This window comes from Streptomyces chattanoogensis (assembly GCF_001294335.1).
GTDB lineage: Bacteria > Actinomycetota > Actinomycetes > Streptomycetales > Streptomycetaceae > Streptomyces > Streptomyces chattanoogensis.
In genome coordinates, this window is sequence record NZ_LGKG01000057.1 from 119713 (window position 1) to 134604 (window position 14892).

At 71.1% G+C, this 14892-nt stretch carries 17 protein-coding genes; 16 read left to right on the forward strand and 1 reads right to left on the reverse strand.

Annotated features, from left to right (window positions below):
* Nucleotides 1-8 precede the first annotated feature (8 nt).
* The 11 genes from ruvX to nusB all read left to right on the forward strand — a co-directional run bounded on the left by ruvX (nucleotide 9) and on the right by nusB (nucleotide 9863).
* Nucleotides 9-473, forward strand: a complete 465-nt coding sequence (ruvX, locus tag ADL29_RS08885; RefSeq protein WP_046929017.1) for a Holliday junction resolvase RuvX — start codon at nucleotides 9-11, stop codon at nucleotides 471-473.
* Between the two features lie 130 nt (nucleotides 474-603).
* Nucleotides 604-2346: an endolytic transglycosylase MltG gene (gene mltG, locus ADL29_RS08890; RefSeq protein WP_053923153.1), complete on the forward strand. Its 1743-nt coding sequence runs from the start codon at nucleotides 604-606 to the stop codon at nucleotides 2344-2346.
* A complete protein-coding gene (locus tag ADL29_RS08895; protein ID WP_053923154.1) occupies nucleotides 2343-3170 on the forward strand; it encodes a shikimate dehydrogenase in 828 nt (275 codons plus the stop codon). Before mltG ends, ADL29_RS08895 begins: the two co-directional genes overlap by 4 nt.
* Nucleotides 3171-3285: 115 nt before the next feature.
* Nucleotides 3286-4470, forward strand: a complete 1185-nt coding sequence (gene aroC, locus ADL29_RS08900; protein ID WP_046929020.1) for a chorismate synthase — start codon at nucleotides 3286-3288, stop codon at nucleotides 4468-4470.
* Nucleotides 4471-4478: 8 nt separating this feature from the next.
* Nucleotides 4479-5021 (forward strand): shikimate kinase, encoded by a 543-nt coding sequence (locus ADL29_RS08905; protein ID WP_053923155.1) that lies wholly within the window; start codon nucleotides 4479-4481, stop codon nucleotides 5019-5021.
* Nucleotides 5018-6109 (forward strand): 3-dehydroquinate synthase, encoded by a 1092-nt coding sequence (aroB, locus tag ADL29_RS08910; protein WP_053923156.1) that lies wholly within the window; start codon nucleotides 5018-5020, stop codon nucleotides 6107-6109. The genes ADL29_RS08905 and aroB overlap by 4 nt, the downstream gene beginning before the upstream one ends.
* 7 nt (nucleotides 6110-6116) lie before the next feature.
* Nucleotides 6117-6557 carry a type II 3-dehydroquinate dehydratase gene (gene aroQ / locus ADL29_RS08915; RefSeq protein ID WP_053923157.1) on the forward strand — a complete coding sequence of 147 codons (441 nt, stop codon included), beginning with the start codon at nucleotides 6117-6119 and terminating at the stop codon, nucleotides 6555-6557.
* A 183-nt stretch (nucleotides 6558-6740) separates the two neighbouring features.
* Nucleotides 6741-7610: a Pro-rich N-terminal domain-containing protein gene (locus ADL29_RS08920; protein WP_053923158.1), complete on the forward strand. Its 870-nt coding sequence runs from the start codon at nucleotides 6741-6743 to the stop codon at nucleotides 7608-7610.
* A gap of 69 nt (nucleotides 7611-7679) precedes the next feature.
* Nucleotides 7680-8795 carry an aminopeptidase P family protein gene (locus ADL29_RS08925; RefSeq protein WP_053923159.1) on the forward strand — a complete coding sequence of 372 codons (1116 nt, stop codon included), beginning with the start codon at nucleotides 7680-7682 and terminating at the stop codon, nucleotides 8793-8795.
* 64 nt (nucleotides 8796-8859) lie between these two features.
* Entirely contained in the window at nucleotides 8860-9426 is a 567-nt protein-coding gene (gene efp, locus ADL29_RS08930) for an elongation factor P (protein WP_046929026.1), read from the forward strand.
* A gap of 2 nt (nucleotides 9427-9428) precedes the next feature.
* Complete coding sequence (gene nusB / locus ADL29_RS08935) at nucleotides 9429-9863, forward strand: transcription antitermination factor NusB (RefSeq protein ID WP_046929027.1); 435 nt, start codon at nucleotides 9429-9431, stop codon at nucleotides 9861-9863.
* 255 nt (nucleotides 9864-10118) lie between these two features.
* On the opposite strand, the gene bldD is transcribed toward nusB, so the two are convergent.
* The gene (gene bldD, locus ADL29_RS08940; protein ID WP_030067175.1) at nucleotides 10119-10619 is read right to left on the reverse strand and encodes a transcriptional regulator BldD; all 501 of its coding nucleotides are present in this window, start codon (nucleotides 10617-10619) and stop codon (nucleotides 10119-10121) included.
* A gap of 221 nt (nucleotides 10620-10840) precedes the next feature.
* Here bldD and pyrR point away from each other — a divergent pair, with 221 nt between their 5' ends.
* From pyrR to ADL29_RS08965, 5 genes are all read left to right on the forward strand, one after another.
* Nucleotides 10841-11461 (forward strand): bifunctional pyr operon transcriptional regulator/uracil phosphoribosyltransferase PyrR, encoded by a 621-nt coding sequence (pyrR, locus tag ADL29_RS08945; protein ID WP_046929029.1) that lies wholly within the window; start codon nucleotides 10841-10843, stop codon nucleotides 11459-11461.
* A gap of 93 nt (nucleotides 11462-11554) precedes the next feature.
* A complete protein-coding gene (locus tag ADL29_RS08950) occupies nucleotides 11555-12547 on the forward strand; it encodes an aspartate carbamoyltransferase catalytic subunit (RefSeq protein ID WP_053923160.1) in 993 nt (330 codons plus the stop codon).
* A 5-nt stretch (nucleotides 12548-12552) separates the two neighbouring features.
* Complete coding sequence (locus ADL29_RS08955; protein ID WP_053923161.1) at nucleotides 12553-13848, forward strand: dihydroorotase; 1296 nt, start codon at nucleotides 12553-12555, stop codon at nucleotides 13846-13848.
* The gene (locus ADL29_RS08960) at nucleotides 13845-14429 is read left to right on the forward strand and encodes a PH-like domain-containing protein (RefSeq protein WP_053923162.1); all 585 of its coding nucleotides are present in this window, start codon (nucleotides 13845-13847) and stop codon (nucleotides 14427-14429) included. The genes ADL29_RS08955 and ADL29_RS08960 overlap by 4 nt, the downstream gene beginning before the upstream one ends.
* Nucleotides 14426-14892 (forward strand): carbamoyl-phosphate synthase domain-containing protein (locus ADL29_RS08965; protein WP_281181796.1); only part of this gene is annotated, 467 nt, incomplete at its 3' end. The genes ADL29_RS08960 and ADL29_RS08965, both read left to right, overlap by 4 nt.

Consider the following 14892-nt stretch of genomic DNA (forward strand, 5'->3'; position numbering starts at 1 on the left):
TGAGTGAGATGCGACGCGGCCGGCGCATCGCCGTGGATGTCGGGGACGCCCGTATCGGGGTCGCCTCGTGCGACCCCGACGGGGTCCTCGCCACCCCCGTCGAGACCGTGCCCGGACGTGACGTACCGTCAGCACACCGCCGTCTCAAGGCGATTGTCGACGAGTACGAGCCGCTCGAGGTCGTGGTCGGCCTGCCCCGCTCCCTCAGCGGGGGAGAGGGGCCGGCCGCGGCCAAGGTGCGCGCCTTCGCCCAGGAGCTGGCGAAGAACATCGCGCCCGTAGGGGTCCGGCTGGTCGACGAGCGGATGTCGACGGTCACCGCGACCCACGGCCTGCGGGCCTCCGGCGTCCGCAGCAAGAAGGGGCGCTCGGTGGTCGACCAGGCCGCCGCCGTGGTCATTCTGCAGAGCGCGCTGGAAACCGAACGGACCTCCGGGGAGCCCCCGGGGGAGAGCGTCGAAGTGGTCACCTGATCGCGATACGGTAACGTTCCGCGCGATGTGGCGGCGGTTCGAACAGCCGCACGTGCAAGTAGAGGCGGATCGGCACACCGCAATCGCGCTGCCAGGCCGGAGCGCACCGCCTCTCGGCTCTAGGGGATCGATGACCGAGTATGGCCGGGGCTACGGCTCCGAACCGTGGCATCCCGAGGACCCGCTCTACGGAGACCAGGGTTCCTACGGAGGCCAGGCACAGCAGCCCCAGTGGGACGGACGCCAGTCCGTCCCGCCGCAGTCCGTCCCGCAGCAGTACACAGGCCCCCAGCAGCAGTACCAGGGCGGCCACGACGGCTGGGACGCCGCGGGGACCGGGCAGCTGCCGTACGACCCCTACGACCCCTATGCCCAGCAGGCTCCGGCGGATCCGTACGGCGGGGCGGGCCAGGACTACTACGGCCACCAGGACCCGTACCAGCAGCCGCAGCAGCACCAGCCGCAGCAGCACCAGCCGCAGCAGTACGCGCAGCACCAGCAGGTGCCGCACCAGCAGCAGTACCCGCCGCAGCAGTACGAGCAGTACCAGCAGTACGACCAGTACGACCAGTACGAGCAGCCGGCTGCGCCGCATGCCGAGCCGCCGTACGAGGACACCGCGGGCGACGACTGGCGGGCCGACCCGGAGCGGCCGCGGGAACCGGAGCCGGAGCACTCGTTCTTCGCCGACAACGACGAGGACGACGAGGACTACGACGACGACCCGCGCGACCGGGGCGGACGCGACCGCCGCGGCAAGCGGAACGGCAAGAGCGGGAAGAAGAACAAGCGGCGCAGCGGCACGGCCTGTCTGGTGGTGACGCTGGTCTTCGCCGGTGCGGTCGGCGCCGTCGGCTATTTCGGCTACGACTTCTTCATGGCCCATTTCGGAGCGGCGCCCGATTACGAGGGCGAGGGCTCCGGCGATGTGCAGGTCGAGATTCCGGCCGGCTCGTCGGTCGCCGAAATGGGGCAGATCCTCGCGAAAAAGGGCGTGGTCAAGAGCGACGGTGCGTTCACCGACGCGGCCGTCGAGAGCGGGAAGGACAAGGTGCTGCAGCCTGGTACGTATTCGCTGCGCAAGCATATGTCCGGTGCCGCGGCGGTCACGCTCATGTCCGACCCCAAGAGCCGTAACGGCCTCACGATCCGCGAGGGACTGCGGGCCGGTGAGGTCTACAAACTCATCGACAAGAAGCTCAAACTCAAGACGGGCACGACCAAACAAGTCGCCAGGAGCCAGGTCAAAAACCTCGGTCTGCCGTCCTGGGCCAATGACTCCGCGAAGATCAAGGACCCGCTGGAGGGCTTCCTCTACCCGTCCACATACAGCGTGGGCGAAGGTGCGAAGCCGTCCGCGGTCCTCAAGCAGATGGTGGCGCGCGCCAATCAGGTCTACGAGAAGTACAAACTCCCGCAGAGCGCGCAAAGGCTCCACCTCGACTCGCCGATGCAGCTGCTCACCGTCGCCAGCCTCACGCAGGCCGAAGGCAAGTACAAGCATGACTTCGTCAAGGTGGCGCGCGTCGTCTACAACCGCCTGAAGCCGGACAACACCGAGACTTACGGTCTGCTGGACTTCGACTCGACGTTCAACTACGCGAAGTCCCAGAGCACCCTGGACACCGGATCCGTCGACGATCTGCGGAAATTCAACGACCCGTACAACACCTACAAGTTCAAGGGTCTGCCGCCGGGGCCGATCGGCAACCCGGGTGAGGTGGCGCTGAAATCCGCCATCAACCCGGCCAAGGGCAACTGGTACTACTTCGTCTCGATAAACCCGGAAACGACGCTGTTCGCCGAAACGAACGAAGAGCACGAGAAGAACCGCCGCATCTACGAAAAGGAACGCGAGAAAGCCAAGCAATGAGCCCCACACGTCGCGCCGCGGTACTCGGCTCCCCGATCGCGCACTCCCTTTCCCCGGTGCTGCACCGTGCCGCCTATGACGAACTCGGCCTGACCGGCTGGGAGTACGGCCGCCACGAGGTCGACGAGGCGGGGCTGCCCGGGTTCATCGGGAAGCTCGGTCCCGAATGGGCGGGCCTTTCGCTGACCATGCCGCTCAAGCGCGCGGTGATTCCGCTGCTCGACGAGATCACCGGCACCGCGGCCTCGGTCGAGGCGGTCAACACCGTCGTCTTCACGGCCGACGGACGGCGGATCGGCGACAACACCGATATCCCGGGCATGCTCGCCGCGCTGCGCGAACGCGGGGTGGAGCGGGTCGAGCGGGCGTCCGTGCTCGGCGCGGGCGCCACCGCTTCCTCGGCGCTGGCCGCGCTCTCCCGGATCTGCACCGGCGAGGTCACCGCGTACGTCCGCAGCGCCGCCCGCGCCGACGAGATGCGCGGCTGGGGCGAGCGGCTCGGTGTCGCGGTCCGCACCGCCGCCTGGGAGGACGCCGCGGAGGCCTTCACGGCGCCGCTGACCGTCGCCACCACCCCGGCGGGCACCACCGACGCGCTCGCCGCCGCCGTCCCGGACCGGCCCGGCACCCTCTTCGACGTGCTCTACGAGCCCTGGCCGACCGCGCTGGCCACCGCCTGGGCCGACCGCGGCGGCGCGGTGGTCGGCGGCCTCGATCTGCTGGTCCACCAGGCGGTTCTCCAGGTGGAGCAGATGACGGGCCGCTCGCCCGCCCCGCTGGCCGCGATGCGCAGGGCCGGGGAAACCGCGCTGGCGGCCCGCTGACCGGTATCCGGTCCGATGTCCGGTCCGCTTCCTGGACCGGCCGCCGCCGGACCCGCCCGACGTGGGAGGATCGGGGGGAGACCGTACGCGGATGAGCAGTACATGAGGAGCACCGTTGAGCAGGTTGCGCTGGCTGACGGCGGGGGAGTCGCACGGCCCCGCACTCGTGGCGACGCTGGAAGGCCTTCCGGCCGGAGTCCCGATCACCACCGATCTGGTGGCGGACGCGCTGGCCAGGCGCCGGCTCGGCTATGGCCGCGGTGCCCGGATGAAGTTCGAGCGGGACGAGGTCACGTTCCTGGGCGGTGTGCGGCACGGCCTGTCGCTGGGCTCGCCGGTGGCTGTGATGGTCGGCAACACCGAGTGGCCCAAGTGGGAACAGGTCATGGCGGCCGACCCGGTGGATGCGGAGGAGCTGGCGGCGCTGGCCCGTAACGCCCCGCTGACCCGCCCCCGCCCCGGTCACGCCGACCTCGCCGGTATGCAGAAGTACGGCTTCGACGAGGCCCGCCCGATCCTCGAGCGCGCCTCCGCCCGCGAGACCGCCGCCCGGGTCGCCCTGGGCGCGGTGGCCCGCTCCTTCCTCAAGGAGACGGCCGGTATCGAGATCGTCTCGCATGTCGTGGAGCTGGCCGCGGCCAAGGCCCCGTACGGCGTCTACCCCAAGCCCTCCGACGTCGAGAAGCTGGACGCCGACCCGGTGCGCTGCCTGGACGCCGACGCGAGCAAGGCGATGGTCGCCGAGATCGACCAGGCGCACAAGGACGGCGACACCCTGGGCGGCGTCGTCGAGGTGCTGGCGTACGGCGTGCCGGTGGGCCTCGGCTCGCACGTCCACTGGGACCGCCGCCTGGACGCGCGGCTGGCCGGCGCCCTCATGGGCATCCAGGCCATCAAGGGCGTCGAGGTCGGCGACGGCTTCGACCTGGCGCGGGTGCCCGGCTCCAAGGCCCATGACGAGATCGTCGCCACGGAGGATGGCATCAAGCGGACCTCCGGCCGCTCCGGCGGCACCGAGGGTGGTCTGACCACCGGCGAACTGCTGCGGGTCCGCGCCGCGATGAAGCCGATCGCGACCGTGCCGCGGGCGCTGGCGACCGTCGATGTGACCACCGGCGAGGCGGCCCAGGCGCACCACCAGCGCTCGGACGTCTGCGCGGTGCCGGCCGCGGGCATTGTCGCCGAGGCGATGGTCGCGCTGGTCCTGGCCGACGCCGTGGTGGAGAAGTTCGGCGGCGACAGCGTCGCCGAGACCCGCCGCAACGTCCGCGGCTACCTCGACAACCTGGCGATCAAGTGAGCGGTGACATGACGTCGCCGGCCGTTGTCCTCGTCGGCCCGCCCGGTGCGGGCAAGTCCACGGTGGGCGCACTGCTGGCCGAGCGGCTCGGCGTGCGCTACCGGGACACCGACGCGGACATCGTCGCCACGGCAGGCAAGCCGATCGCGGAGATCTTCGTCGACGACGGCGAGCCGCACTTCCGGGAGCTGGAGCGTCAGGCCGTACGGGCCGCGCTCGACGGCCACCCGGGCGTGCTCTCGCTCGGCGGCGGCGCGATCATGGACGACGGCACCCGGAAGCTGCTGGCCGGGCTGCCGGTCGTCTTCCTGGACGTCCAGCTCGCGGACGCCGTCAAGCGGGTGGGCCTGGACGCCCCCCGCCCGCTGCTCGCCGTCAATCCGCGCAAGCAGTGGCGCGAACTGATGGAGCGCCGCCGTCCGCTGTACACGGAGGTCGCGCGCGCCGTGATCGACACCGGGGAGCGCACCCCCGAGGACGTCGTCGAGGCGGTCCTGGACGCTTTGGAGCTACGGCAGGCGCAGCCCGCCGACAGGGAGGAACAGGCATGACGGAGCAGGCCACCCGTATCCAGGTGGGCGGTACGGCGGGCACCGACCCGTACGAGGTGCTCGTCGGACGGCAGCTGCTCGGCGAACTTCCCGGCCTGATCGGGGACGCGGCCAAGCGGGTCGCGGTGCTGCACCCGGAGGCGCTGGCCGCCACCGGCGAGGCGCTGCGCGAGGACCTCGCCGGCCAGGGCTACGAGGCGATCGCCATCCAGCTGCCGAACGCCGAGGAGTCCAAGACCGCCGAGGTCGCCGCGTACTGCTGGAAGGCCCTGGGCCAGACCGGCTTCACCCGCACCGATGTGATCGTCGGCGTCGGCGGCGGCGCCACCACCGACCTGGCCGGCTTCGTGGCCGCGACGTGGCTGCGCGGGGTGCGCTGGATCGCCGTACCGACCACCGTCCTGGGCATGGTGGACGCGGCGGTCGGCGGCAAGACCGGCATCAACACCGCCGAGGGCAAGAACCTCGTCGGCGCCTTCCACCCGCCGGCCGGGGTGCTGTGCGACCTCGCCGCCCTCGACTCCCTCCCCGTCCACGACTACGTCTCCGGCCTGGCCGAGGTGATCAAGGCCGGTTTCATCGCCGACCCGGCGATCCTCGAGCTGATCGAGTCGGACCCGGAGGGCGCCAAGCGCCCGGACGGGCCGCACACCGCCGAGCTGATCGAGCGGGCGATCCGGGTCAAGGCCGAGGTGGTCTCCGCGGACCTCAAGGAGTCCGGTCTGCGGGAGATCCTCAACTACGGGCACACGCTCGCGCACGCCATCGAGAAGAACGAACGCTACAACTGGCGGCACGGCGCGGCCGTTTCGGTCGGCATGGTCTTCGCCGCCGAACTGGGCCGGATCGCCGGCCGCCTGGACGACGCCACCGCGGAGCGGCACCGCGCCGTCCTGGCGTCCGTCGGGCTGCCGCTGACCTACCGCGGCGACCAGTGGCCCAAGCTGCTGGAGACGATGAAGGTCGACAAGAAGTCCCGGGGCGACCGGCTGCGCTTCATCGTTCTGGACGGCCTGGCCAAGCCGACCGTTCTGGAGGGCCCGGACCCGGCCATGCTGCTGGCGGCGCACGCCGAGATTGCGGAGTGAGCCGCAAATGACCCAGCGCGTCCTGGTCCTCAACGGCCCCAACCTCGGGCGCCTCGGCTCCCGCGAGCCCGATGTCTACGGCGCGACCTCCTACACCGGCCTGGTCGAGCAGTGCACCACGCTCGGCAAGGAGCTGGGCTTCGAGGTGGAGGTCCGGGAGACCAACGACGAGGGGGAGATGATCCGCTGGCTGCACGAGGCCGCGGACGGCTCCCTCCCGGTCGTTATCAACCCCGGTGCCTTCACGCACTATTCGTACGGAATGCGGGACGCGGCCGCCCAGCGCACCGCCCCGCTCATCGAGGTGCACATCTCCAACCCGTACGCCCGCGAGGAATTCCGCCACAATTCGGTCATCGCGGCCGTGGCCAGCGGTACGGTCGCCGGCTTCGGCATCGGCTCGTACCGTCTCGCGCTGCGCGCGCTGGCCGACGAACTCACCGGCTGACGCACGGGATCGCCTCCTCCCGGCGGCAGCCGGGAGGGTACCGTTCGCAGCAGCACCACCCACGCCGACGGCTGTGGGGCACAACGGCCCGCCGGGGCCGCTGGGTTACCGCATGATGCGCCGGGCCGTACGGCCCGGCGCTGCGACCGCACACGTCGACCGCACGAGACGGAGAGCCACCGGATGCAGTACGCAGTGGGGGCTCCGCTGCCACCGCCCCGCCGGCCGGGACCGGGCCTGGGGGCCAACCTGAACTGGACCCCCAACCAGGGGCAGCCCATACCGCCGGGCCCGCCGCCCGCCCCCGCGGCGCCGCCTCCCCCCGCCGCCCCGCCTCCGCCGCCCGCCCCGCAGCCCGGCTGGAGCGGCCCCGCGCCGTACCAGGAGGCGCCCACCCCGCACAGCACGGACATCACCGGCCACCTCCGGCTGCCCCCGGGCGCCCCGGTGGCGCTGCCCGACCCGCCCGCCGGTCCCGCCCAGGAGGCCGCCGCGCAGGCCACCGTCGCGGTGCTGCTGATCGGCCCGGCCGGCGCCGGCAAGACCAGCGTCGCCCGCCACTGGGCCGACACCCGGCGGGTGCCCACCGCGCACATCAGCCTCGACGATGTCCGCGAATGGGTGCGCTCCGGCTTCGCCGACCCGCAGAAGGGCTGGAACGACAACTCCGAGGCGCAGTACCGCCTCGCGCGTCGCACCTGCGGTTTTGCGGCCCGCAATTTCCTGGCCAACGGCATCTCCTGCATCCTCGACGACGCCGTCTTCCCGGACCGCCCGGTCGTCGGCCTCGGCGGCTGGAAGCGGCATGTGGGCCCCGGACTGCTGCCGATCGTGCTGCTGCCGGGCCTGGAGATCGTCCTGGAGCGCAACGCCCGGCGCAGCGGCAACCGCCGGCTGTCCGACGAAGAGGTGGCGCGGATCCACGGCCGGATGGCCGGCTGGTACGGCTCCGGGCTGCCGATCATCGACAACTCCCAGCACGACGTCGCCACGACCGTACGGGTGCTGGACGACGTCGTCGCCCGCTCCATCGCCAGCCCGCCCAGCTGGTAGCGCCCGCCCGGTCCCCCGGGCGGCCGTCCCCGACCGGCCGCCCGCGCGGACCGGCCGTACCCTCGGGATATGTCGGAATTGTCGGCGGTACACGCGGTCCGACGCACGCGGCTGCGCGACCGCTGCGCCGCAACCGGAAGCACGGCCGCGCTGATCTCGCGCCCCGCCAACGTCCGCTACCTCACGGGCTGCGCCCCGCCCGGCGCCGCCCTGCTGCTGGGCCCGGCCGATGACGTCCTGGTGTGCGGTATGCCGCTGAGCGGTGACCCGTCAGAGGGGCGGCCCGCCGAGGACGTACGGATCTCCGTCCTGCCCACCCGCGGCGGCGACCCTGTCGTGGCGGGTGCCGATCTCGCCGCGAAGTCCGGCGCCGACACGCTGGCCGTCGAGGAGCACCACCTCACCGTCGCCCGCCACCGGGCGCTCGGCCAGGTCGCGCCGCGGATGCGGCTCGTGGACCTGGGGTGCGCGGTCGAGGCGCTGCGGCTGGTCAAGGACGACGACGAGATCGCCTGTCTGCGGATCGCCGCGGAGATCACCGACCAGGCGCTGGGGGAGCTGCTGGAGTCGATCCTCGTGGGCCGCACCGAACGGCACCTCGCCCTCGAACTGGAGCGCCGCCTCGTCGACCACGGCGCGGACGGCCCGGCCTTCCCCACCTCCGTCGCGACCGGCCAGAACTCCGGCTGCAGCGGGCATCTGCCCACCGACCGGCGGGTCGAGGAGGGCGACTTCCTGACCGTGATCCTGGGTGCCAACTACCGCGGCTACCGCTGCGAGATCGGCCGGACCTTCGTCATCGGCACCACGCCCGCCGACTGGCAGATCGAGCTCTACGATCTCGTTTTCGCCGCTCAGCGGGCGGGCCGGGAGGCGCTGACGCCGGGGGTGGAGTGCCGTGAGGTGGACCGGGTGACCCGCCATGTCCTGGTCGCCGCCGGCCACGGCGAGCGGCTCGGACCGTGGACCGGGCACGGCGTGGGACTCGAAATCGACGAGGACCCTCAGCTGTCACCTGCCGCCATGGGTAAACTGGACGCTTGCGTGCCGGTCACCGTCGAACCGGGGGTTCACCTCCCCGGCCGCGGGGGTGTCCGGATCGACGACACACTCGTCGTCCGTCCCGAGGCGGACGGCGGGCCCGAGCTACTCACGATCACGACCAAGGAGCTGCTCGCACTCTGAGCCGCAGCGGCTCGGTGCCCGGCTTCGTGGTCCCACCACCTGCAGTCCAGGAGATTCCGCAACCGTGGCATCCACGAACGACCTCAAGAACGGCATGGTGCTCAAGCTCGAAGGCGGCCAGCTCTGGTCCGTCGTCGAGTTCCAGCACGTCAAGCCCGGCAAGGGCCCCGCCTTTGTCCGCACCAAGCTCAAGAACGTGCTGTCCGGGAAGGTCGTCGACAAGACCTTCAACGCCGGCGTCAAGGTCGAGACGGCCACCGTCGACAAGCGCGACATGCAGTTCTCGTACATGGACGGCGAGTACTTCGTCTTCATGGACATGGAGACCTACGACCAGCTGCACGTCGACAAGAAGGCCGTCGGCAACGCCGCGAACTTCCTGATCGAGGGCTTCACCGCCACCGTGGCGCAGCACGAGGGCGAGGTCCTCTTCGTCGAGCTGCCGGCCGCCGTCGAGCTCGTGATCCAGGAGACCGAGCCGGGCGTCCAGGGCGACCGCTCCACCGGTGGCACCAAGCCCGCCATCCTGGAGACCGGCCACCAGATCAACGTCCCGCTCTTCATCACCACCGGCGAGAAGATCAAGGTCGACACCCGCACGAGCGACTACCTCGGCCGGGTGACCAGCTAACCGTGTCAGCCCGTAGCAAGGCCCGTAAGCGCGCCTTCCAGATCCTCTTCGAGGCCGACCAGCGCGGCGCCGACGTGCAGTCCGTGCTCGCGGACTGGATGCGGCACGCCCGGACCGACCCCCGGCAGCCGCCGCTGAACGAGTACACCCTGACGCTGGTCGAGGGGTATGCGGAGCACACCGACCGCATCGACGAGCTGATCTCCACCTACTCCGTCGAGTGGGAGCTGGACCGGATGCCGGCCGCCGACCGGAACATCCTCCGGCTCGGCGCCTACGAGCTGATCTGGGTGGACGACACGCCGGACGCGGTGGCGATCGACGAAGCGGTACAGCTCGCCAAGGAGTTCTCCACGGACGACTCCCCGGCCTTCGTCAATGGCCTCCTCGGCCGCTTCAAGGAGCTGAAGCCGGGACTGCGGCGCGATGCCCGCTAGCCGGACGCGCCAGACGGACCGCTGAGCACGCGAACGGGCCCGGAGCGATGCAGATTGCTCCGGGCCCTTCGTATGCCCGCAGAGCGCCGCCTGGTGCCCGTGCGGCCGTCCCGATGGCCCCACGCGCAGCGCGGCTCGGGCATATAACCCGCTTCGGCCGGACATGGCACCCCGGGCGCGGGGTCCCGGACATACGACGACCGCCGCCCCGGGGAATCCCGGAGCGGCGGTACGTTTCTGCAGGTGGTGGCTGCGTCAGAGCTCTTCGTGGGCCACCGCGCGGCGCGCGTCGGCGTCCAGCACACCCCAGCTGATCAGCTGCTCGGTGAGGACCGACGGCGACTGGTCGTAGATCACCGCGAGGGTGCGCAGGTCGTCCTGGCGGATCGAGAGGACCTTGCCGTTGTAGTCACCGCGCTGGCTCTGGATCGTGGCGGCGTAGCGCTGCAGCGGGCCGGCCTTCTCCTGCGGGACATGGGCGAGGCGCTCCAGGTCCAGCACCAGCTTCGGCGGCGGCTCGGCCGCGCCGCCGGGTGTCGTGCCCGGCAGGAGCTCCTGCACCGGCACACCGTAGAAGTCCGCGAGCTCGGCGAGGCGCTGCACGGTCACGGCACGGTCGCCGCGCTCGTACGACCCCACCACCACGGCCTTCCAGCGGCCCTGGGACTTCTCCTCGACACCGTGGAGCGAGAGGCCCTGCTGGGTGCGGATGGCGCGGAGCTTGGCCCCGAGCTGTTTGGCGTATTCGCTGGACATAAAGCTCCCCAGACAGCGTTATCGATATGCGGCACCGCCGCGGGCTGGTAACTCACTGTGAGGTTACGCAGCGTAATCTGGCTTCGTCAAGCCGAATGGGGCAGTCCAGCGCAGGGCAGGGGTGCCCGCGGGCCATTGGAGGCGCCCTGATAGCCTGAGGCACGTAATTCCGACGTCCTTTAAAGTCCGTCCCGTGAGGCGGAGAAGGGGGTCCGTTTCGTATGGACGCAACCAGTTCCGACGCGAGCAGCTCCGGCGTACGCGCAGCAGACGTACGCGATCAGCTTCCCGCGCGCCCGGTGCTCGAAGGCCCGGACATCGCGCGGATGCTCACCCGCATCGCCCACGAGATCGTCGAGCGCGCCAAGGGCGCGGACGACGTGGTGCTGCTGGGAATCCCGACCCGCGGTGTCTTTCTCGCCCGGCGGCTGGCCGCCAAGCTCGAGGAGATCACCGGCCGCTCGATCCCGGTCGGCTCGCTCGACATCACCATGTACCGCGATGACCTGCGCCTGGGCCCGGCCCGGACGCTGGGCCGTACGGAGATCCCCGCCGACGGCATCGAGGGCCGGGTCGTCCTGCTCGTCGACGACGTGCTCTTCTCCGGCCGCACCATCCGCGCCGCGCTGGACGCGATGGGCGACATCGGCCGCCCCCGCGCCGTACAGCTCGCGGTCCTGGTCGACCGCGGCCACCGCGAACTGCCGATCCGCGCCGATTACGTCGGCAAGAACCTCCCCACGTCGCTGCGGGAGACGGTCAAGGTCCAGCTCACCGAGGAGGACGGCCGGGACGCCGTGCTGCTCGGTCTCAAGCGGACCGCCCCGGCCGACGAGCGCTAGGCGCCGCGCGGGGACCCGGTGCCACCGGGCCCGCACGCCTGCCCGCTCGACGGACATTCCCGTACAACCTCCCTTCCTCACGGAGAAAACCGGATGAAGCGCCACCTCATCTCGGCCGCCGACCTCACGCGCGACGACGCCGTCCTGATCCTCGACACCGCCGAGGAGATGGCCCGGGTCGCCGACCGGCCGATCAAGAAGCTGCCCGCCCTGCGCGGGCGCACCGTCTGCAACCTCTTCTTCGAGGACTCGACCCGCACCCGTATCTCCTTCGAGGCGGCCGAGAAGCGGCTGTCCGCGGACGTCATCAACTTCGCCGCCAAGGGATCCAGCGTCTCCAAGGGCGAGTCCCTCAAGGACACCGCCCAGACCCTGGAGGCGATGGGCGTCGACGCCGTCGTCATCCGGCACAGCGCCTCCGGTGCCCCCTACCGGCTCGCCAACTCCGGCTGGATCGACGCTCCCGTCATCAACGCCGGCGACGGCACCCACCAGCACCCCACCCAGGCACTGCTCGACGCCTTCACCATGCGCCGCCGCCTCATCGGCCCCGACGCCGGGATCGGGCAGGACCTGAGCGGGAAGCGCATCACCCTCGTCGGCGACGTCCTGCACAGCCGCGTCGCACGCTCCAACGTCGACCTCCTGCACACCCTCGGCGCCGAGGTCACCCTCGTCGCGCCGCCCACCCTGGTGCCGGTCGGCGTCGAGACCTGGCCGTGCGAGGTGTCGTACGACCTGGACGGCGTGCTGTCGAAGTCCGACGCCGTGATGATGCTGAGGGTGCAGCGCGAGCGGATGAACGCCGCCTTCTTCCCGACCGAGCGCGAGTACTCGCGCCGCTACGGCCTGGACGGCGAGCGGATGGCGCGGATGCCCGAGCACGCCCTCGTGATGCACCCCGGCCCGATGGTCCGCGGCATGGAGATCACCGCCGAGGTCGCCGACTCCGACCGCTGCACGGCCGTCGAGCAGGTGGCCAACGGGGTGTCCATCCGGATGGCGGTCCTGTACCTGCTGCTGGGCGGCAACGAGCCCGCCGTCACCAACCCCCGTACCGAGAACGCCCGTACCGAGGAGAAGTAGGAACCATGAGCAAGATTCTGATCCGTGGTGCGAAGGTGCTCGGCGGCGAGGCGCAGGACGTCCTGATCACGGACGAGACCATCACCGCCGTCGGCAGCGATCTCACCGTCTCCAGCGCCGAGGGCGCCCAGGTCATCGAGGCCGACGGCAAGATCCTCCTCCCGGGCCTCGTCGACCTGCACACCCATCTGCGCGAGCCCGGCCGCGAGGACTCCGAGACCGTCCTGACCGGCACCCGGGCCGCGGCCAGCGGCGGCTACACCGCCGTGTTCGCCATGGCCAACACCTTCCCCGTCGCCGACACCGCCGGCGTCGTCGAGCAGGTCTACCGGCTCGGCCAGGAGCACGGCTACTGCGACGTGCAGCCCATCGGCGCCGTCACCGTCGGCCTGGAGGGCAAGAAGCTCGCCGAGCTCGGTGCCATGCACGAGTCCGCCGCCGGCGTCACCGTCTTCTCCGACGACGGCAAGTGCGTCGACGACGCCGTGATCATGCGCCGCGCCCTGGAGTACGTGAAGGCCTTCGGCGGTGTCGTCGCCCAGCACGCCCAGGAGCCGCGGCTGACCGAGGGCGCCCAGATGAACGAGGGCGTGGTCTCCGCCGAGCTGGGACTGGGCGGCTGGCCCGCGGTGGCCGAGGAATCGATCATTGCCCGGGATGTCCTGCTCGCCGAGCACGTCGGCTCGCGGGTGCACATCTGCCACCTGTCGACCGCCGGGTCCGTCGGGATCGTGCGCTGGGCCAAGTCCCGCGGCATCGATGTGACGGCCGAGGTCACCCCGCACCACCTGCTCCTCACCGACGAGATGGTGCGCACCTACAACCCCGTCTACAAGGTCAACCCGCCGCTGCGCACTGAGCGCGACGTCCTGGCGCTGCGCGAGGCCCTCGCCGACGGCACCATCGACATCGTCGCCACCGACCACGCCCCGCACCCGCACGAGGACAAGGACTGCGAGTGGGCCGCGGCCGCCATGGGCATGGTCGGCCTGGAGACCGCGCTCTCGGTCGTCCAGCAGACGATGGTCGAGACCGGCCTGCTGACCTGGGCGGACGTCGCGGACCGGATGTCCTTCAAGCCCGCGCAGATCGGGCAGGCCAAGGGCCACGGCCGCCCCATCTCGGTTGGTGAGCCCGCCAACCTCACCCTGGTCGATTCCGCTTACCGTGGAGAGGTGGACCCCGCGGGCTTCGCCTCGCGCAGCCGCAACACTCCCTACGAGGGCCGTGAGCTGCCGGGACGTATCACCCACACCTTCCTGCGGGGCCGCGCAACGCTCGTCGACGGGAAGCTCGCGTGACTCCTCCACTGATCCACCTGGCCGAGGCGCAGAAGTCCGCGCCGGTCACCGACTGGGCCGGCCGGATCGCCTGGGTCGTCGGCCTGCTGGTCTTCGTGATTTTCCTGTACTGGCTGATGCGCGAGGGCTGGAAGTGGCGCGGAAAGCTGCAGGGCGATCTGCCCGAGCTGCCCGCCGCGCCCGACGACCTCGGTGAGCCGAAGCTGACGCTCACCGGCCGCTACCACGGCTCCACCACCGCCGGCCAGTGGCTCGACCGGATCGTCGCCCGCGGTCTGGGCACCCGCAGCCGCACCGAACTGACCCTCACCGATCGGGGCCTGAACGTCGTACGGCCGGGCGCACAGGACTTCTTCGTCCCGGCCGCCGCCCTGCGCGGCGCCCGCCTCGACAAGGGCATCGCGGGCAAGGTTCTCACCGAGGGCGGTCTGCTGATCGTCACCTGGGCGCACGGGGACAAGGAGATCGACTCCGGGTTCCGCTCCGACCGGGCGGACGAACACCCCGCCTGGGTCGAGGCCCTGACCGCACTCACCACCACCAGCACCACCCAGCACACCGAAACGGAAGGCGCACGATGACGACCTCCACCAGGGGGACCGCCAAGATCCCCGCCGTACTCGTCCTGGAGGACGGCCGCACCTTCCGCGGCCGTGCCTACGGGGCCGTGGGGGAGACCTTCGGCGAAGCGGTGTTCTCCACCGGCGTCCGCGATCCCGCCCGTGTCCCGTCCAACTGGCGCTCGGTGCGCTCGCTGGACGAGGAGCTGCGCGAGCAGGGCGTGGTCGGTATCTCCGGTGTCGACACCCGGGCCCTCACCCGCCATCTGCGCGAGCGCGGCGCCATGCGCGTCGGCATCTTCTCCGGCAACGCGCTGCCCGACGAGGGCACCATGCTCGCCGAGGTGCGCCAGGCGCCCGAGATGAAGGGCGCGAACCTCTCCGCGGAGGTCGCCACCAAGGAGGCGTATGTCGTCCCGGCGATCGGGGAGAAGAGGTTCACGGTCGCCGCGGTCGATCTGGGTATCAAGGGCATGACGCCGCA

What these genes read in the sequence shown, in the direction of transcription:
- ruvX (WP_046929017.1), top strand. Translation starts at nt 9, where the DNA reads ATGCGACGCGGCCGGCGCATCGCCGTGGATGTCGGGGACGCCCGTATC.
- mltG (WP_053923153.1), top strand. Translation starts at nt 604, where the DNA reads ATGACCGAGTATGGCCGGGGCTACGGCTCCGAACCGTGGCATCCCGAG.
- ADL29_RS08895 (WP_053923154.1), top strand. Translation starts at nt 2,343, where the DNA reads ATGAGCCCCACACGTCGCGCCGCGGTACTCGGCTCCCCGATCGCGCAC.
- ADL29_RS08905 (WP_053923155.1), top strand. Translation starts at nt 4,479, where the DNA reads ATGACGTCGCCGGCCGTTGTCCTCGTCGGCCCGCCCGGTGCGGGCAAG.
- aroB (WP_053923156.1), top strand. Translation starts at nt 5,018, where the DNA reads ATGACGGAGCAGGCCACCCGTATCCAGGTGGGCGGTACGGCGGGCACC.
- aroQ (WP_053923157.1), top strand. Translation starts at nt 6,117, where the DNA reads ATGACCCAGCGCGTCCTGGTCCTCAACGGCCCCAACCTCGGGCGCCTC.
- ADL29_RS08920 (WP_053923158.1), top strand. Translation starts at nt 6,741, where the DNA reads ATGCAGTACGCAGTGGGGGCTCCGCTGCCACCGCCCCGCCGGCCGGGA.
- ADL29_RS08925 (WP_053923159.1), top strand. Translation starts at nt 7,680, where the DNA reads ATGTCGGAATTGTCGGCGGTACACGCGGTCCGACGCACGCGGCTGCGC.
- bldD (WP_030067175.1), bottom strand. Translation starts at nt 10,619, where the DNA reads ATGTCCAGCGAATACGCCAAACAGCTCGGGGCCAAGCTCCGCGCCATC.
- pyrR (WP_046929029.1), top strand. Translation starts at nt 10,841, where the DNA reads ATGGACGCAACCAGTTCCGACGCGAGCAGCTCCGGCGTACGCGCAGCA.
- ADL29_RS08950 (WP_053923160.1), top strand. Translation starts at nt 11,555, where the DNA reads ATGAAGCGCCACCTCATCTCGGCCGCCGACCTCACGCGCGACGACGCC.
- ADL29_RS08955 (WP_053923161.1), top strand. Translation starts at nt 12,553, where the DNA reads ATGAGCAAGATTCTGATCCGTGGTGCGAAGGTGCTCGGCGGCGAGGCG.